The organism is Sphingopyxis sp. P1IMeth2 (assembly GCF_900185685.1).
Lineage (GTDB): Bacteria > Pseudomonadota > Alphaproteobacteria > Sphingomonadales > Sphingomonadaceae > Sphingopyxis > Sphingopyxis terrae_A.
On record NZ_FYAT01000013.1, the window covers coordinates 43906 to 66736 of the forward strand.

Here is a 22831-nt window from a genome sequence, read left to right on the forward strand (position 1 = left end):
ATGGGCGCGATATAGGTGCGCTAATCCTTGGCACAAGGGTTTTGACCGCTTACTGTGGATCGAAAATCGACGCATTTCGGGAGTCCCGCATCATGAAGCCTTTCGCCATCGCCGCCCTTGCAGCCAGCGCCCTCGCCCTCACCGGCTGCAACGGTAAAATCGGCAGCGACCCGCAGCTCGCGGTGGTCGCCGGCTATATTCAGATGGGCGCGACCCCCGACAGCCCCGCCGCGGGCTACTTCACGATCAAGGGCGGTCCGCAGGATGTCGAACTGGTCGCGGTGACCGCCGACCTCGCGCAGCGCGTCGAAATGCACGAAAGCGTCAAGGAAAATGGCGTGGTGACGATGAAGCCGCTGACCACGGCGACCGTCCCCGCGAAGGGCGAGCTGGAATTCAAGCCCGGCGGCAAGCATCTGATGATCTGGCACATCAACGGCGCCGCGGTGCGCGCCGGCAAGCTGCCGATGCAGTTCGTCTTCACCAATTATAACAATGACCGCATCCTCTTCGACCTGCCGATCAAGCCGGCGCCGGGCGCGAGCGCCGACGGCAGCGGCGACGCGCCGACGGGTGCGATGGCCGGGATGGAGTATGGCTCGATGGACCATGGCGCGGCCAACACGGACGCGGCGAAGAAGTAAGCACTCGTGGCAAGGCCGTCGCGGCCCCTGACGGCGGGCGAAATTGCGCTGGCCCGGTCGATCTTCGGCGATGCGATCGCCTATGACCGGGTGCGCATATGCCATCGCAAATGGATATTCTTCCAGCCGCGCCGCGTCGTGATGGCGCCGATGGGGTCGCTGCATTTCCACCCGCACGGCGATTTATACTGCGACGATTTCGCCGCCGCGTCGCGGTCGCTGAAGGGCCTGTTCGTCCACGAAATGACGCATGTGTGGCAGGCGCAGACGCGCGGGCGCTGGTATCTGGTGCTGATGCGCCATCCCTTCGCGAGCTATGGTTACAGCGTCAAGCCGGGCTGGCCGCTTGCACGCTACGGGCTCGAACAGCAGGCAGAGATCGTGCGCCATTACTGGCTGCTTACCCAAGGCGCGACGATCGCCGGCGCGCCGGGGGTAGAGGCCTATCGCGCGATCCTGCCCTTCGCGGACGGCGGGGCGGCGGCATAGGTGCCGCGCCGCGCGGCGTCAGGCAGCGATCAGCCGGAACTGTTCGCGAAAATCGGCGTCGCTGTCGATACGGCCGCGCATCGGGGTGACGACATCGCTGCCGTCACCCTCGCCCTCTTCGAACAGCGCACACGCAACGTCGCGGCCGCGCGCGACGCTGTAGCGCTGCGCGATCTGCCCCGTGGGACGGAAGCCCAGCTTGCGAAGCACCGCGCCCGAGGCCGGGTTGTCGAGGAAATGCCCCGCGGTCAGCTTCGGCAATTGCATCGCGCGCGCGATCCGGACGAGCTGGCGACCCGCTTCGGTCGCAAAGCCAAGGCCCCAATAGGGGCGGGCGATCCAATAGCCCATTTCGAGCGGACCTTCGGGGCTCGGCGCGATGCCGCAGCCGCCGACGAGGCGCGGGGCGCCGCCGGTGCGCGCGAAAATCAGGAAGCTCGGCTGCGCCGGATCGACCGGACGGCCGAGGAAGTCCTGCGCCTCGTCCATGCCATAGGGCCAGGGCGCCCGCGCCAGGTTGCGCACCACCGCTTCCTCGCCGATTGCACGGGCGAGTGCGGGGGCATCTTCGAGCCAGCCGGGCCGCAGCAACAGTCTTTCGGTACGCGCAAACATTTTCGTCACTCCCATTTGCCTGTCGCCGTGGCGCCAGATGGTGACGCTTTGACGACAGTCGAAATGCGAGGGAGATGGATGGCCCTGTTTTCGCGCCGGAAATTCAAAGGGACCGGGTTGGTCCGGATCCCGGGCAAGAAAAAAGGGAGACCGGGGGCGACCCGTCTCCCTCTTTTCGAACTTTGTTCCCGCCTGGGCGGAAAGGACCGTTCCGGGTCGTCCCTTGGTGGACGACCCTGGAAGATCGTCCTTATTCGGCGGCTTCCGCCATGGCGTCGACCGACACATATTTGCGGCCAAGCTTGCCATCGTGGAATCGGACGCGGCCGTCCGCGGTCGCGAACAGCGTGTGGTCCTTGCCGATGCCGACGTTGACGCCCGGGTACACCTTGGTGCCGCGCTGGCGCACGATGATGTTGCCGCCGATCACTTCCTGACCGCCGAACTTCTTCACGCCAAGGCGCTTGGCCTGCGAGTCGCGACCGTTGCGCGACGAACCGCCTGCTTTCTTATGTGCCATGACCTAAACTCCTTGTTTCGTTCTTCAGCCGAGCCGCGTGATCGCGCTCAGGCGTCCTTCTTGGGGGCCGCCTTCTTGGCAGCGGGCTTCTTTTCGGCGGCAGCTTCGGCCTTGAGCGCAGCGGCCTTCTTCGGCGCAGCAGCCTTCTTTTCGGGCGCGGGCGCAGCGGCGGCTTCTTCGGCCTTCGGCGCCGCTTCCTTCTTGGGAGCGGCCTTCTTGGCTTCGCCGATCGCGGTGATGCGCAGCAGCGTCAGCGACTGACGATGGCCGTTGCGGCGGCGATAATTGTGCCGGCGGCGCTTCTTGAAGACGATGACCTTGTCGCCGCGGGTCTGGGCGATGATCTCGGCCGAAACGGTCAGACCCTTCGCATCCTTCACATCGCCGCCGTCACCGGCCAGCAGAACGTCACCCAGCGACACGGTGTCACCGGCCGCGCCTTCGATCTTCTCGACGGCGATCTTGTCTCCAGCGGCGACGCGATACTGCTTGCCGCCCGTGCGCACGATTGCGAACATGGTCTTCCATCCAATCAGAAACTAAAACACCCGCGCTCCCGGTCAGCCGCCGAAGCGACCGATTTTTCCGGCATGCGGGAAAGTCAGCGCCACTAGCGGCGAACGGCGATGCTGTCAACCGCATATTTCCGCGCTTTTCATCGCGAAAGGGGCGGTTCGGGGCGCGCGGCGCCGCTCCTCCGATTCGGCTTGCTGCGATGCGTCTGCGCCCATATCAGGGGCGGCGATGAAGCCAATCCTTGCAATCCTGCCGCTGATGGCCGCAATCCCGCTGTCGGCCTGCGCCGCTGCACAGGGCGGCGACTATCCTTCGCTGGCGAAACGTCCGGTCGAGGGACGTTTCGACGTCGCGCCGCCGTCTGTCGTTGTGCCGCCGCCGGGGCCGCTGCCGACCGATCTGGCCGGGCGGCTGGCGCGGTGGGAATCGGACGCGGCGGGCGCGCAGCAGGCCTTCGCGCGCGAACGGGCGCCGACCGAGGCGGCCGTCACCGCAGCGGGCGGCGCGGCGATTTCCAGCGAAAGCTGGGTCGTGGCGCAACAGGCGATCTCGCGCCTTCAGGCGGCGCGCGCGCCGTTGACCGACGCGCTAGCGGACATCGACCGCCTCTATCTTGAACGCAGCATCGCCGAATCGGTCGACGGCCTGCCCGAAATCTATGCGCTGCGCGACAAGCTCGCGGCGATGCTGGCGGCGCAGGACGATGTCCTGGCCGCGCTCGAGCGGCGGCTGCCTGGGCAATAGCTCAGTTGTTGAGCCCGTGCTTTTTCAGCGCGTGGCGGATCTGGTCATAGCTCAGACCCAGCGCTTCGGCGGCGACCTTCTGGTTGAACCGGCAGCGCGCCATCGTGTCCGACAGGATTTGCCGTTCATAGGCATCGACCGCCGCGCGCAGATCGCTGACGGCGCCGCCGGTGGGCGGGGCCGGGGTTGCCATTGCGCTATCGTCACCGGGCGCGGAGGGGGCAGGGGGCGCCGCGTCGGCTTTCGCCTGCGTGTTGCGCACTGCGGGCTGCCACGGGCTGGCGAAGGGGTCGAAGCTCAGCGCGTCGACCGGACGCGTCGGGTCGGCCCAGCGATAGATGGCGCGCTCGATGACGTTGCGGAGTTCGCGGACATTGCCCGGCCAGTCGTGGCCCTCCATCGCCGCGAGCGCGCGCGGGCCGAAGCCCGGCCATTCGTCCCAGCCGAGCACCGCGGCCATGCGCTGTCCGAAATAGGTGGCGAGCACCTCGATATCGCCTTCGCGCGCGCGCAACGGGGGCAGGGTGATGACCTCGAACGACAGCCGGTCGAGCAGGTCGGCGCGAAAGCGGTTTTCATCGACCAGCGCGGGCAGATGCTCGTTGGTCGCGGCGACGATGCGGACGTCGACGCGGATCGGCCGCGACGAACCGACGCGCGTCACCTCGCCATATTCGACCGCGCGGAGCAGCCGCTCCTGCGCGCCCATCGACATTGTCGCGAGCTCGTCGAGGAACAAGGTGCCGCCGTCGGCCTCCTCGAAGCGCCCCGCGCGCGTCTTCGTCGCGCCGGTAAAGGCCCCCGCCTCATGCCCGAACAATTCGCTTTCGATCAGCGTCTCGGGCATCGCGGCGCAATTCATGATCACATAGGGCCGGTCCCAGCGCGCCGACAGGCGGTGCAGGCGTTCGGCGATCAGTTCCTTGCCGGTGCCGCGCTCGCCGATCACCAGCACCGGACGGTCAAGCGTCGCCGCCTGGCTCGCGCGTTCGACCGCATCCTGAAAGGCGACCGACTGGCCGATGAACTGCGTTTCGCGCTCCATTCCCAATCATTGGCAAAATTTCCCGCTGATTGGCAAGGCATTTTGTTCGGACGGGGTGATTCCGTGTGAATTTGGGCGCCTTTCCGCCGCTTTCGGCAATTGGCACGCCTCATGCATCGATATTTGCGAACCGGCGCAGAAAGCTCCGGTGCAGCGAAAAACAGGAAGGAACGATCATGAAGACGCTGTTTGCCCAGACTGCCACTTTCGCGCTCAGCGCGGTCGGTGCGCTGGCCATCCTTGTCGGGGTGATCGACCATCCGCAGGTCGTTTACGACGTCGCTGCTGCAACCCCGGCGGTCAGCCTCGTGGCCTGACCGAAAACTGGTGCCGGGGCACTCTCCCCCCTTGCCCCGCCCCGGCACCAGCCATTTTCGACGAATTTCGACAGGAGCATAGACCATGGGTATTTTTTCACGAACCCGCGACATCATCGCCGCCAACGTCACCGATCTGCTTGACCGTGCCGAAGATCCCGAAAAGATGATCCGCCAGATCATCTTCGAGATGAACGAAACCCTCGTCGAAGTCCGCGCCTCGGCCGCCCGCACCATCGCCGACCAGAAGGAAATGCGTCGCCACATCGCGAAGCTGGAAAGCCTTCAGGACAGCTGGAAGGAAAAGGCCGAACTGGCGCTGTCGAAAGATCGCGAAGACCTGGCCACCGCCGCGCTGGTCGAAAAGCAGAAGGCCGGCGACATGGCCGAAAAGCTGAAGGCCGAAATCGCCGTGCTCGACGATGCGCTCAAGGGCTATGAAGCCGACATCACCAAGTTGCAGAAGAAGCTCAGCGAAGCGCGCGCGCGTCAGTCGAGCGTCGTCAATCGCCTCGAAAGCGCCGAAAACCGCTATCGCCTGCGCGAAATGACCAATGGCGACCGCGTCCAGGACGCCTTCTCGCGCTTCGAAACGCTCGAACGCCGCGTCGACGAAGCCGAAGGCCGTGCCGACGCGCTGGGCCTCGGCTACAAGAAGTCGCTCGACGAAGAAATCGCCGAGCTGCAGGCGGCCGACAAGGTTGCCGACGAACTCGCCGCGCTGAAAGCCGCGCAGGGCAAGAACTAAGGAGCCGGACCGATGGAAGAAGTGATCATTGTCCCGATCGTCATCGGCACGCTCTTCCTCGGTCTGCCCTGGCTGATCCTCCACTACATAACCAAGTGGAAGCAGGCCAAGACATTGACCGGAGAGGATGAACAGCTGCTCGACGAAATGTATGACACGGCGCGCCGTCTCGAAGCCCGCCTGCATACCGTCGAACGGATCATCAGCGCCGACCATCCCGATTTCCGCCCCGCGGTTCGCAGCGATGAAGATCTGGCGCAGCTTGAAAACATCAGCAGGAGGAACTGAGATGTCCGCTAGCCGCACGAAATTCTATCTCGACAAACAGAACGCCAAATGGAGCGGCGTCTGTGCGGGCATCGCCGACTATAGCGGGATCGACGCCCTGTGGGTCCGCGTCGGCGCGGTGCTGCTGACGCTAATGGGGGGCTTCCCCTGGACACTGATCGCCTATTGGCTCGTTGCCTGGATGGCGCAGCCGAAGCCCTTCGCGCTCTATGGCTCGCAGGAAGAGGCGAAATTCTGGCAGGGCGTGCGCTCGAACCCCAGCGCCTCCACCCGCGACATCCGCTCGCGCTTCCGCGACATCGATCGCCGGCTTGCCGACATCGAACTTTACTACACGAGCCACAACCGCCGCCTCGCCGACGAGATCGACGCACTGCGCTGATCCCGGCGACGCCCGGAACCATGGCAACAGGGAGTTGAAACATGAATTTCGGTGGTCCCGCTTTCGTCCTCGCCATCATCGGTATCTCGATGGCCGGCTGGATGTTCACCACCTGGATCCGCGCCAAACACGGCTATCCGGTTGAAAATGAATGGGGTGGCACGGTTCATCGAACCGACGCCGACGCTGATCGAAAAATCGCACTGCTCGAAAGCGACAATGCCAAGCTCGCCGGCAAGATCGTCCGGCTGGAGGAACGCATCTCGGTTCTCGAACGCATTGCGACCGACACCAACGGACAGGCGGCGCAGCTCGCCAGTCAGATAGACAGCCTGCGCTGAGGGGAATAACCATGGACTTCATCATCCTGAAGGAAGCAATCGCGCCGGTCGCGGCGATCATCGGCCTCGCGGCAATCGGCGGCTGGATTTTCACCACCTGGCTGCGCATCAAGCACGGCTATCCCCTCGAAAACAGCTGGGGCAAGGCGATCTATCCCAAGACCAGCGACGAGGCGATGGAACGCGTCAAGCTGATCAGCCAGGAAAATGCCCAGCTTCGCGCCGAACTCGGATCGGTCAAGGATCGCCTGGCGGTGGTCGAACGCATCGTCACCGACGAAGGCCACCGGCTGGAGCGCGAGATCGAGGCGCTGCGGCGTCCGGCGAACTGAGGAAGGAGCAGCCGTCATGAGCGATACCATCTGGATCCTGATCCCGCTTGCCCCCTTTCTCCTCGGCGGCTTCGCCATCTGGTCCAAGCACCAGCAGAAGATGATCGAGAAGCAGTCCGAACTCACCGCCGAAAAGGCCGCGCAATATGCGGCGCAGACCGAGCGGCTGGAAGCGCGCGTCCGCGTCCTCGAACGCATCGTTACCGACAAGGGAATCGACGTCGCCGACGAGATCGAGAAGCTGCGCGAAGCCCCGCTGAACTGACAAGACAAGACAAGACCGAAAGGATCGCTCCCCATGAACCCCTTTGAAATGGTCATCGGCATCGTGCTGATCGTGACGATCGGCAGCATTGTCCGGGCGAAATATGGCGTCCACCGCGACCGCCGCGGCAACGAGTATTTCGTCGGCAACGCGAATCAGGATGCCGAGACCAAGGCGCTGCAAGCCGAAATCCGTCAATTGAAAGAGCGCATCCAGGTGCTCGAACGGATCGCCACCGACAATAATCGCGCCGTCAGCCTCGACGAGGAAATCGAGAAGCTGCGCGATCGTTCGCACCCCTGATGTGACGAAGAAGGAGCCCTGTCATGGCCGCCATCACTTCTGACCTCGCAACCAATCTTGTCACCGCCGCAGTGGCGCTGTCCGCTCTCGGCATCGTCAGCCTCGCCGCGCTGCGCGGCTGGCGCGACTGGATCCAGCTCAAGCGCGAAGAACTCGCCATCTGCCACAGCGTCGGCCAGGACCCTGCGGTGCCGAACGCCGGATCGCGGATCGAGATCGCCGACCTCAAGGAACGGCTGCGCAAGCTCGAAGCCATTGCGGCGGGGGTCGATCTTTGATCAGCCTGCCTCCGTCATTGCGAGCGTAGCGAAGCGACCCAGGGCGGCCCACGCTTCCTCCGGATGGCTTCGCCACGCTCGCAATGACGCCGTGAGAGAGGCTTTCCTTCCAACGCGCTTTCTGCCACGGCCGCGACCATGCGCAGCCTCGACGACATTTTCGAAGAATATGACTTCCTCGACGGCGACGATCGTTATCGCCTGCTGATCGATCTCGGTCGCGAACTGGAGCCGATGCCCGATCCGCTCAAGACCGACGCGACGCTGGTCCGCGGCTGCTCGGCGAGCGTCTGGGTCTACCCGCTGCCGCATGACGGCGACCGGTTGCACTTCCTTGCCGACAGCAATGCCGCGATCACCAAGGGGATCGTCGCGCTCGTACTCGCCGCGGTGCAGGACAAGCCCGCGGCAGAGGTCGCCGCGATGGACATCGCCGCCGCGCTCGCCCCGTTCGACCTGACCCGCCAGCTGTCGTCGAACCGCACGCAGGGCGTCCCCAACATGATTGCCTTGGTCCAGGACACGGCGCGGCGCATCGCCGGCGCCTGAGCATCCCGATTCAACTATCCATCGCCAACGAGGTCGGCACGTCCTACTGACAAGCACGAAAAAGGGCGCGGGAGTTTCCTCCCGCGCCCTGATTTTCGCATACTGCTGGGGGCTTAGAAGCCGACGGTCAGCGTGCCGCTGATCGTGCGCGGTGCGCCGATCTGGGCGAACGGCGGCGACGACGTGCCCTGAGCGAGCGACGTCGTGTAGCTGCCGACGTAGAGCTTGTCGAACAGGTTGTAGACGTTGAGCTGGAAGAAGGTCTTGTCGTTCAGACCCAGGAATTCCAGGCTCAGGCGCGCATCGAGGTTGACCAGCCAATACGCATTGGTCTTGGCCGGATAGACTTCAACACTGGTTCCATTGACCGTCGCCGTGACCGGCAGGTTGGTGTCGTAGATGTAACGGCCACCGGTGCGCTTCGCCGTGACGCCCAGTTCGACCGGGCCGAGGGTGCCGCGCGCCGAGCCACCGAAGGTGTAGGCGGGCGCTCCCGATTCGCGCTTGCCGGCGGTCGGTGCGAAAACCGGATCGCCATTGCCATCCACGCCCGACTGGACGTCGTCCTTGATGTCCGACTTCAGGTACGAACCGAACACATAGAGCGCGAGGTTCGATACCGGCTGATAGGCGATGCTGCCATCGATGCCATATTTGTCGACGCGGCCGAGGTTGCGGTACACGTTGCGTTCGGTGACGGGGTCATAAGCCGAAGCCAGACGATCGCTGTACTTCGTGAACCAGCCCGAAAGCTGCGCCTGAACCTGACCGGTGCGATAGCGAACGCCAAGGTCGAAGTTATCCGACTTTTCAGGCATCGGACGCGCCGATGCGGTGTTCGGTGCAAAGAAGAACGCGTTGTAAAGCGAGTCCGTGCCCGGAACCTGCAGACCCTTCGAATAGTTCGCAAAGATCGACATGCGGTTGCTCGGCTTGAACAGCAGGCCGACGTTCGGAAGAATGTCGTCATACTTGAGCACGCGGCGCTGCGGACCCTGAACTGCCGGGTTCGCGGCCGCGTAGATCGCGTTCGACGCGGCATTCTGACCGAAGCAATCGAGGAAGCCGGAGTCGCTGGTCGTGAAGCAGTAGTTATTCAGGTCGCGCTTGAAGAAAGGCGCACGAATGCCGAGCGTGGTGACGAGCGAGCCGTCCATCCATTCGCCGCGATATTCGCCCGAAATCTGGTTCAGCGTCGCGTAGGACAGGCGATCGCGCTTCTGCATGACGGTGCCGGTCGAATCGATCAGCGGATTGTTGACCGGGAAGACGTCAAGCGGTTCGCCATTCTGCTGGAGCCCCAGGACCTGACCCGTCTGACGGTGACGCGCGCGGTCGAAGGTGTAGCCGATACGAACGGTCTGACCGTCCGAAATATCCCAACGCAGGTTGGCGATCACGCCATAGCGGTGCGTCTGGGTCTGGCTCGGTGCAAGCAGCGTGACCTGATCGAGCAGATCGCCGTCGCCGTTGAGGTCAACGCCGAAATAATAGCGGCCGCCGACGAAGCCGGGGATGTTTGTGCCACCGACGTTGCGGAGGTCTTCGCGGCCGGTAACCGTGCCGCCGCCGTTCGCCTTCACATACTGGTAGCTCGGATCGACGGTCAGGGTGAGGCCGTCCGACAGGGTGAACTTCGATGCGCCGCGAATGTTTCCGGTGTTCGACGGGTTGTAGCGACGATCGAATTCGGTGCCGCAGCCGTTGGTGGAGTCAGGAGCGCCGGCCTGCGGCGTGTCGATCGTGCACGGATAGTTGATGTTATATTCGCGCTCGTCGGAGGACTGCGGGAAGCCCGAGGGAACGGCGCGATCGTTACGCAGGCTAACCGAACCGAAGAAGTTGTTGCGGTTCTCGTTATAGTGACCGGCCACCGAGATGAAGTCGCCGTTGCTGCCGATCGGCTGCCAGATGCGGCCGTTGAACTGCTTCTTGCGAACGCGGCCATAGTTGTTGAACGGATTGTCGTTCGATGCGCTCGAAGCCGAGATGAAGGCGCGGGTGCCGAACGGCGTGAATTCGCCGGTGTTGATCAGGCCGAAAACGCGGAAGAAGCTGTATTCGCCCGCCGAACCCGAGACCTTGACACCGAATTCTTCGGTTGGGGTCATCGTGCGGTAGTTGACGGTCGAGCCGGTTGCCGCGGCGGTCGGGCTGTCGACGTCGGTCGAACCGAGGTTGACGTTGACCTGTTCGATCAGTTCGGGATCGAGCTGCTGGTTCGAATAGATGGCATAGTTGCCCGAGTCGTTCAGCGGAACGCCGTCGAAGGTCAGGCTGATGCGGTCGGCCGAAAAGCCGCGGATGGTCAGCTGACCGCCTGACGAACCATAAGCGTCATTGTTGGTGAAGACGACGCCCGGGACCAGGTTGATGGTGTCGAGAATGGTCTGACCGGGGTTCTGACGCGCGATCACTTCCTGACCCAGAACCGACTTCGCCTTCGACGTATCGGGCGACTGGATGCCGGCGACGTCCTGCGCCGAGGTGCCGGTGACGACGATTTCGTTGTCGAAATCGACCGAGCCCGTCGACTGGGCAAAGGCCGGCGTGGAAAGCAGCGCAAGCGGAAGCAGCGCGGCGCCAGCGGCGAGCGTGTTGCGGAAATTCATGACAGGTTGTCCCCTTGATTGTGGCATTCGGCAGGCGCGCGGCTTGGGGCGCGCTTGACCTGCGAGCGCCCCTGAAGCCCGCATGTGGCACGATTGTGACAGCAAATGTGACAGTGCAAGCCGCGCCGGCGCCCAGGCGCGGGAAAAGGTCAAAAAAGCGCGAATTTCCGTCGCTGCGGCAGAATTATCGAAAGGCAGCGCTGCGTTTTTTCGTGCAACTGTTGCTGCAATGCAACATTGGCAGGGGCGAAACCGCGGCGCGGGTGCGCGCCGCGACTCGACTCAGGCGGCGTCGCCTGCTTCCTTCGCCTTGTCGGCGTAGACGCGCACCGGCGCCTTGCGGCCTTCGACGACGTCCTTGTCGACGACGATTTCGATCACGTCGGTGAGGTCGGGCAGGTCGAACATGGTATCGAGCAGGATCGCCTCGACGATCGAGCGCAGCCCGCGCGCGCCGGTCTTGCGTTCGATCGCCTTTTTGGCGACCGCGACTAGCGCGTCGTCGGTGAAGGTCAGCGCGACTTCTTCGAGATCGAACAGCTTCTTATACTGCTTGATCAGCGCATTCTTGGGCTCGCCCAAAATCTTGACCAGCGCGTCGATGTCGAGATCCTCGAGCGTCGCGATCACCGGCAGGCGGCCGACGAATTCGGGAATCAGGCCGAACTTGAGGAGATCCTCCGGCTCGATATTTTTGAGCACCTCGCCCGCGCGGCGCTCGTCGGGGCCGGCGACATGCGCGCCGAAACCGATCGATTTGCCCTGCAGGCGGTCGCCGATGATCTTTTCGAGGCCGGCAAAGGCGCCGCCCGCGATGAACAGAATGTTGGTCGTGTCGACCTGCAGGAATTCCTGTTGCGGATGCTTGCGCCCGCCCTGCGGCGGCACGCTCGCGGTGGTGCCTTCCATCAGCTTGAGCAGCGCCTGCTGCACGCCTTCGCCCGACACGTCGCGCGTGATCGAGGGATTCTCGGCCTTGCGGCTGATCTTGTCGATCTCGTCGATATAGACGATGCCGCGCTGCGCCTTTTCGACATTATAGTCGCTGGCCTGCAGCAGCTTCAGGATGATATTCTCGACATCCTCGCCGACATAGCCGGCTTCGGTGAGGGTCGTTGCATCGGCCATGGTGAAAGGCACGTCGAGGAAGCGCGCCAGCGTCTGCGCGAGCAGCGTCTTGCCGCTGCCCGTCGGGCCGACGAGCAGGATGTTCGACTTCGCCAGTTCGACATCGTCGCCGCGGCCCGAATTGGCGAGGCGCTTGTAATGGTTGTGGACCGCGACCGACAGCACGCGCTTGGCGGTGTTCTGGCCGATCACATAATTGTCGAGGTGCTGGCAGATTTCGAGCGGCGTCGGCACCGCGCCATCCTTGCGCGCGGCGACCCCGCCCTTGATTTCCTCGCGGATGATGTCGTTGCACAGTTCGACGCATTCATCGCAGATGAACACGGTGGGGCCGGCAATCAGCTTGCGGACTTCATGCTGCGACTTGCCGCAGAAGGAGCAGTAAAGAGTGCTCTTGCTGTCCGAGCCGCTCAATTTCGTCATAAATCTTCCTCTGGCAGCCGCAAAAGGGCGCTGCCGTCCTTCATCCTAGCCCGCGATCACCCAATTACAATATGGCAATTAGGTGACATTGGGACATGTCCAACCTGACGACGGCCCGCGAACGGGGGCGTCAACAAACGCGGTTACCGAAAGCGGGCTGGCCGGCGTCAGGGCGTCGGACCTTCGCTGATTTCCTTGGGCGCCTCGTCGCCGGGGAGCGCGGGGCGGCGGTCGTAGACATGATCGACGATCCCGAATGCGCGCGCTTCCTCGGCTTCGAGGAAAGTGTCGCGATCCATCGCCTTTTCGATGTCTTTCAAGGGCTTGCCCGTATATTGCGCATAGAGGTCGTTCATCCGCTTGCGGATACGCAGGATTTCCTTGGCCTGGATTTCGATGTCCGACGCCATGCCGCGCGCGCCGCCCGAGGGCTGGTGGACCATGATGCGGGCGTTCGACAGCGCGACGCGCATGCCGGGTTCGCCGGCGGCGAGCAGGAAGCTGCCCATCGACGCCGCCTGGCCGATGCACACGGTGCCGACGCGGGGGCGGATATATTGCATCGTGTCGTGGATCGCCATGCCCGCCGTGACGACGCCGCCCGGCGAGTTGATGTACATATAGATGTCCTTCTTCGGATTTTCCGATTCGAGGAACAGAAGCTGCGCGACGATCAGCGACGCCATATTGTCCTCGACCTCGCCCGTCACGAAGACGATCCGTTCGCGCAGCAGGCGCGAGAAGATGTCAAAGCTGCGTTCGCCGCGGCTCGTCTGTTCGACGACGACGGGAACAAGGGCGGCGAGCGGGTCGATCATGGAAATTTCGTCCTTCAGTATCCGGGATGCCCGCCGCGAACCGGCGGGCTGCCCCTCGGCGCCTTACATCGGCGCGTGGCGTAAGGGATTCAAGGGGGCAAATATCGCGTGCCGGCGCGCCCCGCTATTGCGGGGGCTTGCCGCCCTGTTCGGTCCAGAAGGCGGCGATGCGGCCGGTGATGAGTTCGGTCGCGAGCGTGCGCGCGGTATCGCGGGGCAGGCCCAGCGCTTCGGCCATCGGGCCGCCAAGCTGGGCATCGCCCATCGCCATCAGCACGAGCGCCAACGTGTCTTCGTGCATCAGCCGCTTTTCGTGCGCGTCGGGCGCCGTTCCGTCGATCAGGCGGTGGATGGCATCGAGGATCGGGTCGAGCGCGTCCTCATTGCCCGTCGCCGCCATCCAGGTGGCGAGCGCCCCGGCGCCGCCGCTGTCGAAGGCGTCGAAGGCAAGGTCGACGATCTCGCGCACATTGCGTTCGCCCGGCGGCGACGACGTCATCTTCGCAGCAATCGTGTCGCACACCGTTTCGGCGAGATAGGCGGCGAGCGCCTTTTGCAGACCGGCGGCGCTGCCGAAATGGTGGAGCAGATTGGCGTGAGTGCGGTCGATGCGCGATGCCACGGCTTTCAACGTCACCGCCTGCGGCCCCATCTCGATCAGGATCAGCCGCGCGGCCTCGAGCGCCACCGACCGGCTTTCCTCCGGGCTGAGCCGTTTCTTTACTATTGACACCACTGTAAGTAATTCCTATTTCTTGCCCCGTCGGGCGTCCCCACGCCCTGAGCCCCCTTTTCGACGGTGAGAACCATATGTCCAGCCTTTCCCGCACGCCGACGCCGCAGGATTTGTCGATCACCCCGCGCGATCGCCGCTTCGGCCGCGACGACCGGCAGGGGCGCTGGTGGATGAACGGCGACCCGATCGCCTCGGTTTTTCATACCGCTTTGTCGGTCACCTTTCCGAAAGGCGAGGCGATGTTCATCGAGGCGGTGAAGGCGCACCGCGACGGCGTGCCCGAAAAGCTGGCGCGCGAAATCCGCGCCTTCACCCAGCAGGAAGTCATTCACAGCCGCGAACATGTCGTCTTCAATCGCAAGGCGGCGGAGGCGGGCTACGACCTGTCGGAGCTAGAGGCCGATGTCGACAATGTGATGGAACTCATCAAGACGCGCCCGCCCATCGTCAACCTGATGGCGACGATCGCGCTCGAACATTATACCGCGATGATGGCGGCGATCATGCTCAAGGATTCCGCGATGTACGACGGCGCCGAGCCCGAATGGGCGGCGCTGTGGAAATGGCACGCGATCGAGGAAATCGAGCATAAGGGCGTCGCTTACGACACCTGGCTCCACGCGACGCGCGACTGGAGCCGCTGGCGGCGCTGGAAGGCGAAGTCGCTGATGATGGTCGCGATCACCGCGCGCTTCTGGCCCAAGCGCATCCGGGGCATGAAGGCGCTCTTGCAGCAGGACGGGCTGACCGGCTGGCGCGTCAGCGCGCGCATCTGGTGGTTCATGCTCGGCTATCCGGGCATCCTGCGCAAAAGCTTTCTGCCCTGGCTGGCCTATTTCATGCCGGGCTTTCACCCTTGGAACCATGACGACCGCCAACTCATCAAGAAATTCGAGAGCGATTATTCCGATGCGGTGATGCCGTCGCATTCGTCGGGTGCGCCCGAGATGGCAACGGCCGCGGCCTGACGCCGCGGCCCGGCACCCCCGCGAAGGCGGGCGGCCGGAGAGGCCTCTCTCTCCCTCTCCGGGTCTCTGCCTTCGTGGGGGTGTTCCATAGCTGGACGGCTGCGGCGAAGTCCCATATCTCCTGCGGGGGGGAACAGGGGACCGTTCATGCCATCGATCTGGACCGCGACCGAGCTCGTGCAGCTCGAACTGCAACTCGCCGGACGCCAATCGCTGCTCGAATTCGGATGCGGCGAGGCGACGCTCGTCGCCGCGCGGCAGGCCCGGCGGATCGTGGCGGTCGACGGCGATCGCGGGCGGCTCGCCGCCATCGCGCGCCGACTGGGCGAAGAGGCGGAGGGCTACACGCCCTATCAGCCCGAAATCGGTCCGGTCGATGCGGAGGGCCGGCCCACCGACCCGGCGCGCCTGCGCGATTGGCCGCGCTATCACACGCATATCTGGCGCCACCTGACCGGCAGCCCTGACGCGGTACTGATCGACGGGCGCTTTCGTGTCGCCTGCCTGTTGCAGGCGATCGTCCACTGCAAACCCGACGCGATGCTCCTGTTTCACGATTTCAGGGACCGCGCCGCCTATCATCTCGTGCTGAACCATTGCGACGTGCTGGCACGCGTCGATACGCTGGCGGTGCTGCGCGTCCGGCCGCAGGTCGACGGCAAGGCCGTGTTGCACGACCTGTTCGACCATTTCTTCGACCCCGATTGACCATGCCCGCCGCGCTGGGCATGTCGGCATGATGATCACCTCGCCTCCCACGATCGAAACCGCGCGGCTGCGCCTGCGCCCGCCGCATTTTTCGGACAAGCCGGTCCATATCGCGATGTGGGCCGATCCGCGCGTCACGCGCTTCATCGGCGGCGAACCGCGTGCGCCCGACGTGAGCTGGGGTAAATTTTTGAGCTCTGCCGGGCTGTGGCCAGTGATGGGCTTTGGCTATTGGGTGTTCGCCGACCGCGACAGCAATGCGCTGATCGGCATGGGCGGGCTTTCCTATTTCTGCCGGGGAATCCCCGAACTCGAAGATTTGCCCGAGGCGGGCTGGGCGTTCGACGCCGACCATTGGGGCGGCGGGCTAGCGACCGAGGCGATGAGCACGGCGCTCGGCTGGGCCGACGCGACGCTCGACGCGCCCGAGGTGCGCTGCATTATCGATCCGGGCAATGCGGCATCGGAGCGTGTCGCCGAAAAGCTGGGCTTTCGCCGCATCGGCGACAGCGACGCGCTGGGGCATGTGGTGGGGATTTATGCGCGGCCCAGGGGGGGGTGATTTCTGTCTCTTCGTCACCTCAAACTTGTTTCAGGGTCCATGGCAGCTCTTTCAAAAAGTGCGGCGCGGAAGGAAACGGTAGCCCATGGATGCTGAAACAAGTTCAGCATGACGAATTAAATGGGGACGCTGGCGCGCTATCGATCAAACCGCCTCGACCACCAGCACGCCGCCGTCGGCGCTGACGACGCGGACCTTGGCGCCTTCGGCGGTGTCGGGTCCGCGCACCGGCCATTCGCCGTCGCCAACCCGGGCGCGGCCGCGGCCGTCCTCGATCGCCGTCGTCACCGTCAGCACCTCACCGACGAGGCGGCCGCCGCGCTGGTTGAGTAGCGGGTCGGTCGAGACGATCGGATTGTCGCGCAGCCATTTGCGCGCACCATAGAGGATGATCACCGCCAGCACCGCGAAGATGCCGAGCTGAAGCGGCACGCCGATCGGCAAAACCCACGCGACGACGCCGGTGATAACTGCCGCGCCGCCGAGCCAGATCAGAAAAAAGCCGGGCGCGATGATTTCGGCGGCGGCAAGCAGGACGCCGAGCGAAAGCCACGCCCAGTGCGGTTCCATATTGGCGATAAAGTCGGGCATATCCGCTTCCCCTGCCTTAGCTTGCCTTGCCGCGTTCGATCGCATCCCTGGCGAGTTCGCCGATGCCGCCCAGCGTGCCGATGAGCTGCGTCGCCTCGACCGGGAACAGGATCGTCTTGGCGTTGGGGCTGGTCGCGAACTGACTTACCGCCTCGACATATTTTTGCGCGATGAAATAGTTGATGGCCTGCGCATTGCCGCTCGCGATCGCGTCGCTGACCATCTGCGTCGCTTTGGCTTCGGCTTCGGCCTCGCGCTCGCGCGCTTCGGCGTCGCGGAAGGCGGCTTCGCGCCGCCCTTCGGCCTGCAGGATCTGGCCCTGCTTCTCGCCCTCGGCGCGCAGGATTTCGGAGGCGCGCAGCCCTTCGGCTTCGAGGATCGCGGCGCGCTTTTCGCGCTCGGCCTTCATCTGGCGCGCCATCGCGTTCGAAATGTCGGCCGGCGGGCGGATGTCTTTGATCTCGACGCGGGTGATCTTCACCCCCCATGGCGTCGTCGCATCGTCGACGACATGCAGCAGGCGCGCGTTGATCTCGTCGCGCTTCGACAGCGTCTCGTCGAGGTCCATCGACCCCATGACGGTGCGCAGGTTGGTCGTCGTCAGGTTCATGATCGAGAGGTACAGGTCGCTGACCTCATAGGCCGCCTTCGCGGCGTCGAGCACCTGGAAGAAGACGACGCCGTCGACCGCGACCATCGCATTGTCCTTGGTGATGATTTCCTGCCCCGGAATGTCGAGCACCTGCTCCATCATGTTCACCTTGCGACCGACGCGGTCGAAGATCGGCATGATGAAGTTGAGGCCCGGCTGCGCGGTGTGCGTGTAGCGGCCGAAGCGTTCGATCGTATAGGCGAAACCCTGCCGCACCGGCGTCAGCGCCCAGATCAGAAACACCAGCGCCAGCACCACCAGTGCAAGTGCGAAATACATGATCATCCCCTTTGCAAATTCGATCGCAATCCCGCTTCCTTATTGCGGCAATGGTCCAGCTGCGCCACAGAAAAGCGCATGACCCATGCCGCCTTCGCCCCGCGCTCGCTCCTCTATGTGCCCGGCTCCAACGCCCGTGCGCTCGAAAAGGCGGGCGGGCTCGCCGCCGATATGCTGATCATCGACCTGGAGGATGCGGTGCCCGCGGAGCGCAAGGCAGAGGCACGCGCGGCGATGCGCGCCGCGGTGACGGCGGGCTTTGCGGGCAAGCGCGTGGCCGTGCGCGTCAACGCCAGTGGCAGCGCCGAGCAGGCGGAAGATCTCGCGGCGCTGGACGGCCTCGTGCTCGACGCGGTGGTGCTGCCAAAGGTCGACGCGCTCTCGGACCTCGACCCGCTGCGCGCTCTGGGGCTACCACTGCTCGCGATGATCGAAACGCCGACCGCCATCTATGCGGCGCAGGGAATCGCCGCCGATGCCGCGGTGCAGGGGCTGATCGCCGGGCTCAACGATCTGGCCTATGAGCTCAAGCTGCCCGACGGCATGGATCGCGGCGCGATGGGCCATGCGATCCAGGCGATTGTGCTCGCGGCGCGCGCAGGCGGCGTTTGGTGCTTCGACGGGGTCTATAATGCGATCGACGACGCGGAGGGCTTTGCGGCCGAAGCGCGCGAGGGGCGGCGGCTCGGTTTCGACGGCAAGACGCTGATCCACCCGTCGCAGGTCGATCCGTGCAACCGCGCCTTCGCCCCGTCGGCGCGCGAGATAGCCTCTGCCGAAGCGCTGGTCGCCGCAGCAACCGGCGGGGCGCAGCGGCACGCGGGCCATATGATCGAAGATATGCACGTCGCGGCGGCGAAGGCGCTGCTGGCGCGGGCGCGGGCGCGGGCGCAATAGCGGCCTGCTTTCCGTCGATGCTGTTCATCGTTCGACAAACGCGCCTTGCCGCTTCGGCATGGCCATGCCATCGGGCACATCCATGACATTGTCGCCATTTCGCGCCGCCGTTGCGGCCGCCGCCCTGCTTGCCGTCACGCCCGCCGCCTATGCGAAGGGCAGTACGCCCGTCGCCGAAGCCGATCTGGCGCAGCATATCCGCGTTCTTGCGAGCGATGCCTTCGAGGGCCGCGGTCCGGGTGCCGAGGGCGAGGACCGCACCATCGCCTATATTGTCGGCGAATGGGCAAAGGCTGGATTGCAGGCGGTGCCGGGCAGCGACACGCCCTGGCTGCAGCCGGTTCCTTTCGTTGAAACGCAGACGACGGGCGGAAGCGCGCGGTTCAAGGTGACCGGCCAACCCTTCGCGATCGGCGACGAGGGTATCATCGTCACCGGCAGCGAGGCGTCGGTGGCGCTGGCCGATACGCCGCTCGTCTTCGTCGGCTATGGCGTCGATGCGGACGGCCGGGTCAACGCCGATGTAGCGGGCAAGGTCGCGGTCATGCTGTTCGATACGCCGCCCTTCGGTGACAAGCTGCCGCGCTACCGTGAGCGGCGCCAGATGCTCGCCGACGCGGGCGCGGCGGGCGTATTGATCGTCGCGCCGGATTCGATGCCGTGGAACGAGATTCGCGAGAGCCTGGGCGCCAAGAGCGTGCGCATGGGGTCGGCGCCGGCAGGGCCGACGATCAGCGGCTATATCGCTCCGGCGGCGCTCGATGCCATGCTCGCCAAGGCGGGGAAGAACGGCGTGGCGCTGCGCGCAGCAGCCGAGGCGGGCGATTATCGCGGCACGCTGCTGCCGGTGACGGGCGATTTCACTGCGACCGCCGCGGTGCGCAATTTTGCCAGCAACAATATCGTCGCCAAGCTGCCGGGCGCGAAGCCCGACGGCAAGGCAGTGCTGTTCCTCGGCCATTGGGACCATCTCGGCATCTGCCGGCCCGAAGGCGCCGCCGATCGCATCTGCAACGGCGCGGTAGACAATGCGAGCGGGATCGCGGTGCTGATCGAGGTGGCCAAGCGTCTTGCAGGGGGGCCGCGTCCCGACCGCGACATCTATTTCCTCGCGACCACGTCGGAAGAGAAGGGGCTGCTTGGCGCCCGCTGGTTCGCCGACCATCCGGTCGTGCCGCTGTCCGGCATCACTGTCGCGCTCAACATCGACACTATCGCCATTTCGCCGCGCGGCACGCCGGTCGCGACGATCGGACGCGGCAAGCCCGCCTATGACGCGATGGTGCGCAACGTTGCGACGTCACTCGGCCGGACGATCGACAGCGACGGCGAGGCCGATGCCTTCGTCCAGCGGCAGGATGGCTGGGCGCTCGGCGCCAAGGGCGTCACCTCGCTGATGGTCGGCGGCAGTTTTTCGGACATGAAACTGCTCGAGGCGTTTCTCGGCAGCGACTATCATCGTCCGGCCGACGAATTTTCGGACAAGGTGCCGCTCGGCGGCGCCGCCGAGGATACGGATCTGCACGTCGCGCTGGGCCGCGCCTTCGCCGACACGAAACGCTGGCCGGGAACGGCGGACTAGGTTCAGGCCCCGCCGCCGCGCGCTGGTCAGCGGGTCAGCACGAAATAGGCGACGTAAAACCAGCTGAAGATGCCGTGGATGATCGCCCACAGCACCGATTTGTGCATGGTGAAGCTGATCGCCATCGCCAGCGCGCTGCCGAAGCCGACCCCGTTGCGGATCACTTCCTTCTGCACGATGATGCGGCGTTCGCTCATGCGGCCTGCTTCGCCCGGTCGGTCATTTCCTGATTGAGCATTTCTGCGAGCAGGAAGGCGAGTTCGAGGCTCTGCCCGGCGTTCAAGCGCGGGTCGCAGTGCGTGTGGTAACGGTCAGCGAGATCCATCTGCGTCACGTCCATCGCGCCGCCGGTGCATTCGGTAACATTCTGGCCGGTCATCTCGATATGGATGCCGCCGCCATGCGTGCCTTCCGCGCGGTGGACCGCGAAGAAGCCGCGCACTTCGGCGAGGATGCGCTCGAACGGACGCGTCTTGTAGCCATTGCCCGTCTTGATGACATTGCCGTGCATCGGATCGCACGACCAGACGACCGGGTGCCCCGACGCCTTCACCGCGCGCACCAGCGCCGGCAGATGCGCTTCGATCTTGTCGTGGCCATAGCGGGTGATCAGCGTTATGCGCCCGGGGACATGCTGGGGATTCAGCGTATCGAGCAGGCGCAGCAGCACGTCGGGGTCGAGGCTGGGGCCGCATTTCATGCCGACCGGATTGCCGATGCCGCGCAGATATTCGATATGCGCCGACCCTTCGAAGCGGGTGCGGTCGCCAACCCATAGCATATGGCCCGACGTGTCGTACCAGCCGCCGGTCAGGCTGTCCTGCCGGGTCAGCGCCTGCTCATAGGGAAGCAGCAGTGCCTCGTGGCTGGTGTAGAAGCTCGTGCCCTTGATCTGCGGCACCGTTTCGGGCGTCACGCCGCACGCTTCCATGAAGGCGAGCGCTTCGGAAATGCGCGCGGCGGTCTCCTGATATTTCTTCGCCCACGGGCTGCGGTCCATGAAATCATGCGTCCAGGCGTTGACCTGATGCAGATTGGCATAGCCGCCGTTCGCAAAGGCGCGCAGCAGGTTGAGCGTCGCCGCCGACTGGTTGTACGCGCGGATCATCCGCTGCGGATCGGGGGCGCGGCCTGCGGCTTCGAAAGCGATGTCGTTGATGATGTCGCCGCGGTAGCTTGGCAGTTCGACGCCGCCCACTTCTTCCATGTCGGCCGAGCGCGGCTTGGCGAACTGGCCCGCCATGCGGCCGACCTTCACGACCGGCATCTTCGACGCGAAGGTCAGCACCACCGCCATCTGCAACAGGACGCGGAAGGTATCGCGGATATTGTTCGGATGGAATTCGGCAAAGCTCTCGGCGCAGTCGCCGCCCTGAAGCAGAAACGCCTTGCCTTCCGCAACTCGGCCCAGCTCGCTGGTCAGCTCGCGCGCCTCGCCGGCAAAGACGAGCGGCGGATATCCGGCAAGCTCACGCTCGGCGGCCGCAAGCGCGGCTTCGTCGGTGTAGGTCGGCAGCTGACGGGCTTCGTGCGAGCGCCAGCTTTGCGGTTGCCATTGGTGCGTCATATGCGGTCTTCTTACGTTTTCTGCGTCAAAATCGATTCGCCGGGTGCCTTGGCGCGATTGCCCCGCCAAAGCAAGCGCGGGCGATAAAATTAGCATGATGGTGGCTTTCGCGCACCTATGCTTTTCTTCATTGCAAAAAACTGTTAGTTTCTTTCGCAAATCGGGACGCTTTTACGGGTCGCGCGTCCGTCTTCGGTAATCGGTAAGATTTGGTCCCTAGCAATCTAAGCACAGGGACCGCTGTAAAACGATTGGCTATGGCGAATTTCGATCCGGCCCTTCTTGGCTATCTGGCCCTGTTCATCCTGCTTGCGGCGAGCTTTGCGGTGCGCATCGAATATGTGCGCGCCGGGCTGGCGCTCGCCGCGCTCGTCGCCCTGCCGCTGGCGCTCGTCGCGGGGCAGGCGCTGGTCGCGGGTCTGCTGCTGCTCGCGATCATCCTCGCCAATATCGCGTTCGGCTGGCGCGACTGGCTGCGCAATCTGAGCATCCGCTTCTCGTCCGAGGAGGAGCAGCTTCGCGCCCGTCATTTCGACCGGTTGAGCGCGACGGCGGCGCGCGGGCTGATCGATCAGGGGCACTGGATTTCGGCGCGGCAGGGCGAGGTGCTGATCCGCGAAAATCAGGCGGCACCCAGCCTTTTCTATCTGAGCCAGGGCGCGGCGTCGGTGCTGCGCGACGGGGTCGAGGTCGGCGCGGTGAGCGACGGCGCGCTGATCGGCGAGGCGACTGTGCTCGACGGCGCGCAGGCGACGGGGACGGTGACGCTATCGACCAACGCCAGGCTGTGGTTCATCCCCGCCGCGGTGCTACGCGACTATCTTGCCGCCAATCCCGACATCGCCGCGGCATTGCACGAAGGCTTTGCCCGGGCGCTGCGCGGAAAATTGGCAAGCGCAAACGCTCGCATTGCCGAGGCGCCGTCGCTATGA

31 protein-coding genes are annotated in these 22831 nt (G+C 64.6%); 19 read left to right on the forward strand and 12 right to left on the reverse strand.

All coding sequences use genetic code 11. The features are described 5' to 3' along the window. Nucleotides 1–92 precede the first annotated feature (92 nt). On the forward strand, nucleotides 93–644 hold the full coding sequence (locus tag P1IM2_RS11535; protein ID WP_186402572.1) for a copper chaperone PCu(A)C: 552 nt from the start codon (nucleotides 93–95) through the stop codon (nucleotides 642–644). A gap of 6 nt (nucleotides 645–650) precedes the next feature. Then, complete coding sequence (locus P1IM2_RS11540) at nucleotides 651–1133, forward strand: vgr related protein (protein ID WP_186402573.1); 483 nt, start codon at nucleotides 651–653, stop codon at nucleotides 1131–1133. Nucleotides 1134–1151: 18 nt separating this feature from the next. On the opposite strand, the gene P1IM2_RS11545 is transcribed toward P1IM2_RS11540, so the two are convergent. The 3 genes from P1IM2_RS11545 to rplU form a co-directional block, all read right to left on the reverse strand. After that, nucleotides 1152–1748 carry a GNAT family N-acetyltransferase gene (locus tag P1IM2_RS11545; RefSeq protein WP_003040668.1) on the reverse strand — a complete coding sequence of 199 codons (597 nt, stop codon included), beginning with the start codon at nucleotides 1746–1748 and terminating at the stop codon, nucleotides 1152–1154. 250 nt (nucleotides 1749–1998) lie between these two features. Then, nucleotides 1999–2268 carry a 50S ribosomal protein L27 gene (rpmA, locus tag P1IM2_RS11550; protein WP_003040665.1) on the reverse strand — a complete coding sequence of 90 codons (270 nt, stop codon included), beginning with the start codon at nucleotides 2266–2268 and terminating at the stop codon, nucleotides 1999–2001. Between the two features lie 47 nt (nucleotides 2269–2315). Continuing rightward, a complete protein-coding gene (rplU, locus tag P1IM2_RS11555; protein ID WP_186402574.1) occupies nucleotides 2316–2786 on the reverse strand; it encodes a 50S ribosomal protein L21 in 471 nt (156 codons plus the stop codon). Nucleotides 2787–3012: 226 nt separating this feature from the next. Between rplU and P1IM2_RS11560 the strand changes: the two genes are divergently transcribed. Continuing rightward, on the forward strand, nucleotides 3013–3528 hold the full coding sequence (locus P1IM2_RS11560) for a hypothetical protein (protein WP_186402575.1): 516 nt from the start codon (nucleotides 3013–3015) through the stop codon (nucleotides 3526–3528). Nucleotide 3529: 1 nt separating this feature from the next. On the opposite strand, the gene pspF is transcribed toward P1IM2_RS11560, so the two are convergent. Further along, complete coding sequence (pspF, locus tag P1IM2_RS11565; RefSeq protein ID WP_186402576.1) at nucleotides 3530–4573, reverse strand: phage shock protein operon transcriptional activator; 1044 nt, start codon at nucleotides 4571–4573, stop codon at nucleotides 3530–3532. A 176-nt stretch (nucleotides 4574–4749) separates the two neighbouring features. On the opposite strand from pspF, the gene P1IM2_RS11570 reads away from it, so the two are divergent. From P1IM2_RS11570 to P1IM2_RS11615, 10 genes are all read left to right on the forward strand, one after another. Then, on the forward strand, nucleotides 4750–4890 hold the full coding sequence (locus tag P1IM2_RS11570) for a hypothetical protein (protein ID WP_156000919.1): 141 nt from the start codon (nucleotides 4750–4752) through the stop codon (nucleotides 4888–4890). An 85-nt stretch (nucleotides 4891–4975) separates the two neighbouring features. Continuing rightward, complete coding sequence (gene pspA / locus P1IM2_RS11575; RefSeq protein ID WP_003040658.1) at nucleotides 4976–5638, forward strand: phage shock protein PspA; 663 nt, start codon at nucleotides 4976–4978, stop codon at nucleotides 5636–5638. Nucleotides 5639–5650: 12 nt separating this feature from the next. Then, nucleotides 5651–5926: an envelope stress response membrane protein PspB gene (gene pspB, locus P1IM2_RS11580; protein WP_003040657.1), complete on the forward strand. Its 276-nt coding sequence runs from the start codon at nucleotides 5651–5653 to the stop codon at nucleotides 5924–5926. A gap of 1 nt (nucleotide 5927) precedes the next feature. Then, entirely contained in the window at nucleotides 5928–6308 is a 381-nt protein-coding gene (pspC, locus tag P1IM2_RS11585) for an envelope stress response membrane protein PspC (RefSeq protein ID WP_003040655.1), read from the forward strand. Between the two features lie 41 nt (nucleotides 6309–6349). Further along, the gene (locus P1IM2_RS11590; protein ID WP_003040654.1) at nucleotides 6350–6649 is read left to right on the forward strand and encodes a hypothetical protein; all 300 of its coding nucleotides are present in this window, start codon (nucleotides 6350–6352) and stop codon (nucleotides 6647–6649) included. A gap of 11 nt (nucleotides 6650–6660) precedes the next feature. Beyond that, nucleotides 6661–6981, forward strand: coding sequence for a hypothetical protein (locus P1IM2_RS11595; RefSeq protein WP_003040652.1), 321 nt, complete (start codon nucleotides 6661–6663; stop codon nucleotides 6979–6981). Nucleotides 6982–6997: 16 nt separating this feature from the next. Beyond that, the gene (locus P1IM2_RS11600; protein ID WP_003040649.1) at nucleotides 6998–7246 is read left to right on the forward strand and encodes a hypothetical protein; all 249 of its coding nucleotides are present in this window, start codon (nucleotides 6998–7000) and stop codon (nucleotides 7244–7246) included. A gap of 33 nt (nucleotides 7247–7279) precedes the next feature. Next, complete coding sequence (locus tag P1IM2_RS11605; protein ID WP_003040647.1) at nucleotides 7280–7549, forward strand: hypothetical protein; 270 nt, start codon at nucleotides 7280–7282, stop codon at nucleotides 7547–7549. Nucleotides 7550–7572: 23 nt separating this feature from the next. Then, entirely contained in the window at nucleotides 7573–7827 is a 255-nt protein-coding gene (locus tag P1IM2_RS11610) for a hypothetical protein (protein WP_003040645.1), read from the forward strand. Between the two features lie 138 nt (nucleotides 7828–7965). Further along, nucleotides 7966–8376: a SufE family protein gene (locus P1IM2_RS11615; protein ID WP_062900699.1), complete on the forward strand. Its 411-nt coding sequence runs from the start codon at nucleotides 7966–7968 to the stop codon at nucleotides 8374–8376. Nucleotides 8377–8489: 113 nt separating this feature from the next. Here P1IM2_RS11615 and P1IM2_RS11620 read toward each other — a convergent pair whose 3' ends face one another. From P1IM2_RS11620 to P1IM2_RS11635, 4 genes are all read right to left on the reverse strand, one after another. Continuing rightward, nucleotides 8490–10988, reverse strand: coding sequence for a TonB-dependent receptor (locus P1IM2_RS11620; RefSeq protein WP_062900698.1), 2499 nt, complete (start codon nucleotides 10986–10988; stop codon nucleotides 8490–8492). A gap of 282 nt (nucleotides 10989–11270) precedes the next feature. Beyond that, a complete protein-coding gene (gene clpX, locus P1IM2_RS11625; protein WP_003040640.1) occupies nucleotides 11271–12539 on the reverse strand; it encodes an ATP-dependent Clp protease ATP-binding subunit ClpX in 1269 nt (422 codons plus the stop codon). A 167-nt stretch (nucleotides 12540–12706) separates the two neighbouring features. Beyond that, nucleotides 12707–13357, reverse strand: a complete 651-nt coding sequence (locus tag P1IM2_RS11630) for an ATP-dependent Clp protease proteolytic subunit (protein WP_003040638.1) — start codon at nucleotides 13355–13357, stop codon at nucleotides 12707–12709. 124 nt (nucleotides 13358–13481) lie between these two features. After that, entirely contained in the window at nucleotides 13482–14045 is a 564-nt protein-coding gene (locus tag P1IM2_RS11635; protein ID WP_062764005.1) for a TetR/AcrR family transcriptional regulator, read from the reverse strand. Nucleotides 14046–14167: 122 nt separating this feature from the next. Here P1IM2_RS11635 and P1IM2_RS11640 point away from each other — a divergent pair, with 122 nt between their 5' ends. The 3 genes from P1IM2_RS11640 to P1IM2_RS11650 all read left to right on the forward strand — a co-directional run bounded on the left by P1IM2_RS11640 (nucleotide 14168) and on the right by P1IM2_RS11650 (nucleotide 16331). Continuing rightward, nucleotides 14168–15061 (forward strand): metal-dependent hydrolase, encoded by an 894-nt coding sequence (locus P1IM2_RS11640; protein WP_186402577.1) that lies wholly within the window; start codon nucleotides 14168–14170, stop codon nucleotides 15059–15061. 147 nt (nucleotides 15062–15208) lie between these two features. Beyond that, nucleotides 15209–15769 (forward strand): hypothetical protein, encoded by a 561-nt coding sequence (locus P1IM2_RS11645; RefSeq protein ID WP_186402578.1) that lies wholly within the window; start codon nucleotides 15209–15211, stop codon nucleotides 15767–15769. Between the two features lie 28 nt (nucleotides 15770–15797). Beyond that, the gene (locus tag P1IM2_RS11650; protein WP_260834018.1) at nucleotides 15798–16331 is read left to right on the forward strand and encodes a GNAT family N-acetyltransferase; all 534 of its coding nucleotides are present in this window, start codon (nucleotides 15798–15800) and stop codon (nucleotides 16329–16331) included. 144 nt (nucleotides 16332–16475) lie between these two features. On the opposite strand, the gene P1IM2_RS11655 is transcribed toward P1IM2_RS11650, so the two are convergent. Together P1IM2_RS11655 and P1IM2_RS11660 are read right to left on the reverse strand one after the other, a co-directional pair. Beyond that, a complete protein-coding gene (locus tag P1IM2_RS11655) occupies nucleotides 16476–16922 on the reverse strand; it encodes an NfeD family protein (protein ID WP_186402579.1) in 447 nt (148 codons plus the stop codon). A 16-nt stretch (nucleotides 16923–16938) separates the two neighbouring features. Next, nucleotides 16939–17859, reverse strand: coding sequence for an SPFH domain-containing protein (locus P1IM2_RS11660; RefSeq protein WP_062900694.1), 921 nt, complete (start codon nucleotides 17857–17859; stop codon nucleotides 16939–16941). A 72-nt stretch (nucleotides 17860–17931) separates the two neighbouring features. On the opposite strand from P1IM2_RS11660, the gene P1IM2_RS11665 reads away from it, so the two are divergent. Together P1IM2_RS11665 and P1IM2_RS11670 are read left to right on the forward strand one after the other, a co-directional pair. Beyond that, nucleotides 17932–18750 (forward strand): CoA ester lyase, encoded by an 819-nt coding sequence (locus tag P1IM2_RS11665; protein WP_186402580.1) that lies wholly within the window; start codon nucleotides 17932–17934, stop codon nucleotides 18748–18750. Nucleotides 18751–18832: 82 nt separating this feature from the next. Further along, nucleotides 18833–20332, forward strand: a complete 1500-nt coding sequence (locus P1IM2_RS11670; protein ID WP_260834021.1) for a M28 family peptidase — start codon at nucleotides 18833–18835, stop codon at nucleotides 20330–20332. A gap of 26 nt (nucleotides 20333–20358) precedes the next feature. Here the strand turns inward: P1IM2_RS11670 and P1IM2_RS11675 are convergent, their stop codons facing one another. Both P1IM2_RS11675 and P1IM2_RS11680 read right to left on the reverse strand, forming a co-directional pair. Next, entirely contained in the window at nucleotides 20359–20529 is a 171-nt protein-coding gene (locus P1IM2_RS11675) for a hypothetical protein (RefSeq protein ID WP_186402582.1), read from the reverse strand. Beyond that, nucleotides 20526–21899, reverse strand: a complete 1374-nt coding sequence (locus P1IM2_RS11680; protein WP_062900691.1) for a class II 3-deoxy-7-phosphoheptulonate synthase — start codon at nucleotides 21897–21899, stop codon at nucleotides 20526–20528. Before P1IM2_RS11680 ends, P1IM2_RS11675 begins: the two co-directional genes overlap by 4 nt. Nucleotides 21900–22156: 257 nt before the next feature. On the opposite strand from P1IM2_RS11680, the gene P1IM2_RS11685 reads away from it, so the two are divergent. Further along, nucleotides 22157–22831 carry a cyclic nucleotide-binding domain-containing protein gene (locus P1IM2_RS11685; protein WP_062900690.1) on the forward strand — a complete coding sequence of 225 codons (675 nt, stop codon included), beginning with the start codon at nucleotides 22157–22159 and terminating at the stop codon, nucleotides 22829–22831.

Excerpts from the sequence above, each read along its gene's own strand:
- P1IM2_RS11535 (WP_186402572.1), top strand. The coding sequence starts at position 93 with ATGAAGCCTTTCGCCATCGCCGCCCTTGCAGCCAGCGCCCTCGCCCTC.
- P1IM2_RS11545 (WP_003040668.1), bottom strand. The coding sequence starts at position 1,748 with ATGTTTGCGCGTACCGAAAGACTGTTGCTGCGGCCCGGCTGGCTCGAA.
- rpmA (WP_003040665.1), bottom strand. The coding sequence starts at position 2,268 with ATGGCACATAAGAAAGCAGGCGGTTCGTCGCGCAACGGTCGCGACTCG.
- rplU (WP_186402574.1), bottom strand. The coding sequence starts at position 2,786 with ATGTTCGCAATCGTGCGCACGGGCGGCAAGCAGTATCGCGTCGCCGCT.
- P1IM2_RS11560 (WP_186402575.1), top strand. The coding sequence starts at position 3,013 with ATGAAGCCAATCCTTGCAATCCTGCCGCTGATGGCCGCAATCCCGCTG.
- pspF (WP_186402576.1), bottom strand. The coding sequence starts at position 4,573 with ATGGAGCGCGAAACGCAGTTCATCGGCCAGTCGGTCGCCTTTCAGGAT.
- P1IM2_RS11570 (WP_156000919.1), top strand. The coding sequence starts at position 4,750 with ATGAAGACGCTGTTTGCCCAGACTGCCACTTTCGCGCTCAGCGCGGTC.
- pspA (WP_003040658.1), top strand. The coding sequence starts at position 4,976 with ATGGGTATTTTTTCACGAACCCGCGACATCATCGCCGCCAACGTCACC.
- pspB (WP_003040657.1), top strand. The coding sequence starts at position 5,651 with ATGGAAGAAGTGATCATTGTCCCGATCGTCATCGGCACGCTCTTCCTC.
- pspC (WP_003040655.1), top strand. The coding sequence starts at position 5,928 with ATGTCCGCTAGCCGCACGAAATTCTATCTCGACAAACAGAACGCCAAA.
- P1IM2_RS11590 (WP_003040654.1), top strand. The coding sequence starts at position 6,350 with ATGAATTTCGGTGGTCCCGCTTTCGTCCTCGCCATCATCGGTATCTCG.
- P1IM2_RS11595 (WP_003040652.1), top strand. The coding sequence starts at position 6,661 with ATGGACTTCATCATCCTGAAGGAAGCAATCGCGCCGGTCGCGGCGATC.
- P1IM2_RS11600 (WP_003040649.1), top strand. The coding sequence starts at position 6,998 with ATGAGCGATACCATCTGGATCCTGATCCCGCTTGCCCCCTTTCTCCTC.
- P1IM2_RS11605 (WP_003040647.1), top strand. The coding sequence starts at position 7,280 with ATGAACCCCTTTGAAATGGTCATCGGCATCGTGCTGATCGTGACGATC.
- P1IM2_RS11610 (WP_003040645.1), top strand. The coding sequence starts at position 7,573 with ATGGCCGCCATCACTTCTGACCTCGCAACCAATCTTGTCACCGCCGCA.
- P1IM2_RS11615 (WP_062900699.1), top strand. The coding sequence starts at position 7,966 with ATGCGCAGCCTCGACGACATTTTCGAAGAATATGACTTCCTCGACGGC.
- P1IM2_RS11620 (WP_062900698.1), bottom strand. The coding sequence starts at position 10,988 with ATGAATTTCCGCAACACGCTCGCCGCTGGCGCCGCGCTGCTTCCGCTT.
- clpX (WP_003040640.1), bottom strand. The coding sequence starts at position 12,539 with ATGACGAAATTGAGCGGCTCGGACAGCAAGAGCACTCTTTACTGCTCC.
- P1IM2_RS11630 (WP_003040638.1), bottom strand. The coding sequence starts at position 13,357 with ATGATCGACCCGCTCGCCGCCCTTGTTCCCGTCGTCGTCGAACAGACG.
- P1IM2_RS11640 (WP_186402577.1), top strand. The coding sequence starts at position 14,168 with ATGTCCAGCCTTTCCCGCACGCCGACGCCGCAGGATTTGTCGATCACC.
- P1IM2_RS11645 (WP_186402578.1), top strand. The coding sequence starts at position 15,209 with ATGCCATCGATCTGGACCGCGACCGAGCTCGTGCAGCTCGAACTGCAA.
- P1IM2_RS11650 (WP_260834018.1), top strand. The coding sequence starts at position 15,798 with ATGATGATCACCTCGCCTCCCACGATCGAAACCGCGCGGCTGCGCCTG.
- P1IM2_RS11655 (WP_186402579.1), bottom strand. The coding sequence starts at position 16,922 with ATGCCCGACTTTATCGCCAATATGGAACCGCACTGGGCGTGGCTTTCG.
- P1IM2_RS11660 (WP_062900694.1), bottom strand. The coding sequence starts at position 17,859 with ATGATCATGTATTTCGCACTTGCACTGGTGGTGCTGGCGCTGGTGTTT.
- P1IM2_RS11665 (WP_186402580.1), top strand. The coding sequence starts at position 17,932 with ATGACCCATGCCGCCTTCGCCCCGCGCTCGCTCCTCTATGTGCCCGGC.
- P1IM2_RS11670 (WP_260834021.1), top strand. The coding sequence starts at position 18,833 with ATGACATTGTCGCCATTTCGCGCCGCCGTTGCGGCCGCCGCCCTGCTT.
- P1IM2_RS11675 (WP_186402582.1), bottom strand. The coding sequence starts at position 20,529 with ATGAGCGAACGCCGCATCATCGTGCAGAAGGAAGTGATCCGCAACGGG.
- P1IM2_RS11680 (WP_062900691.1), bottom strand. The coding sequence starts at position 21,899 with ATGACGCACCAATGGCAACCGCAAAGCTGGCGCTCGCACGAAGCCCGT.
- P1IM2_RS11685 (WP_062900690.1), top strand. The coding sequence starts at position 22,157 with ATGGCGAATTTCGATCCGGCCCTTCTTGGCTATCTGGCCCTGTTCATC.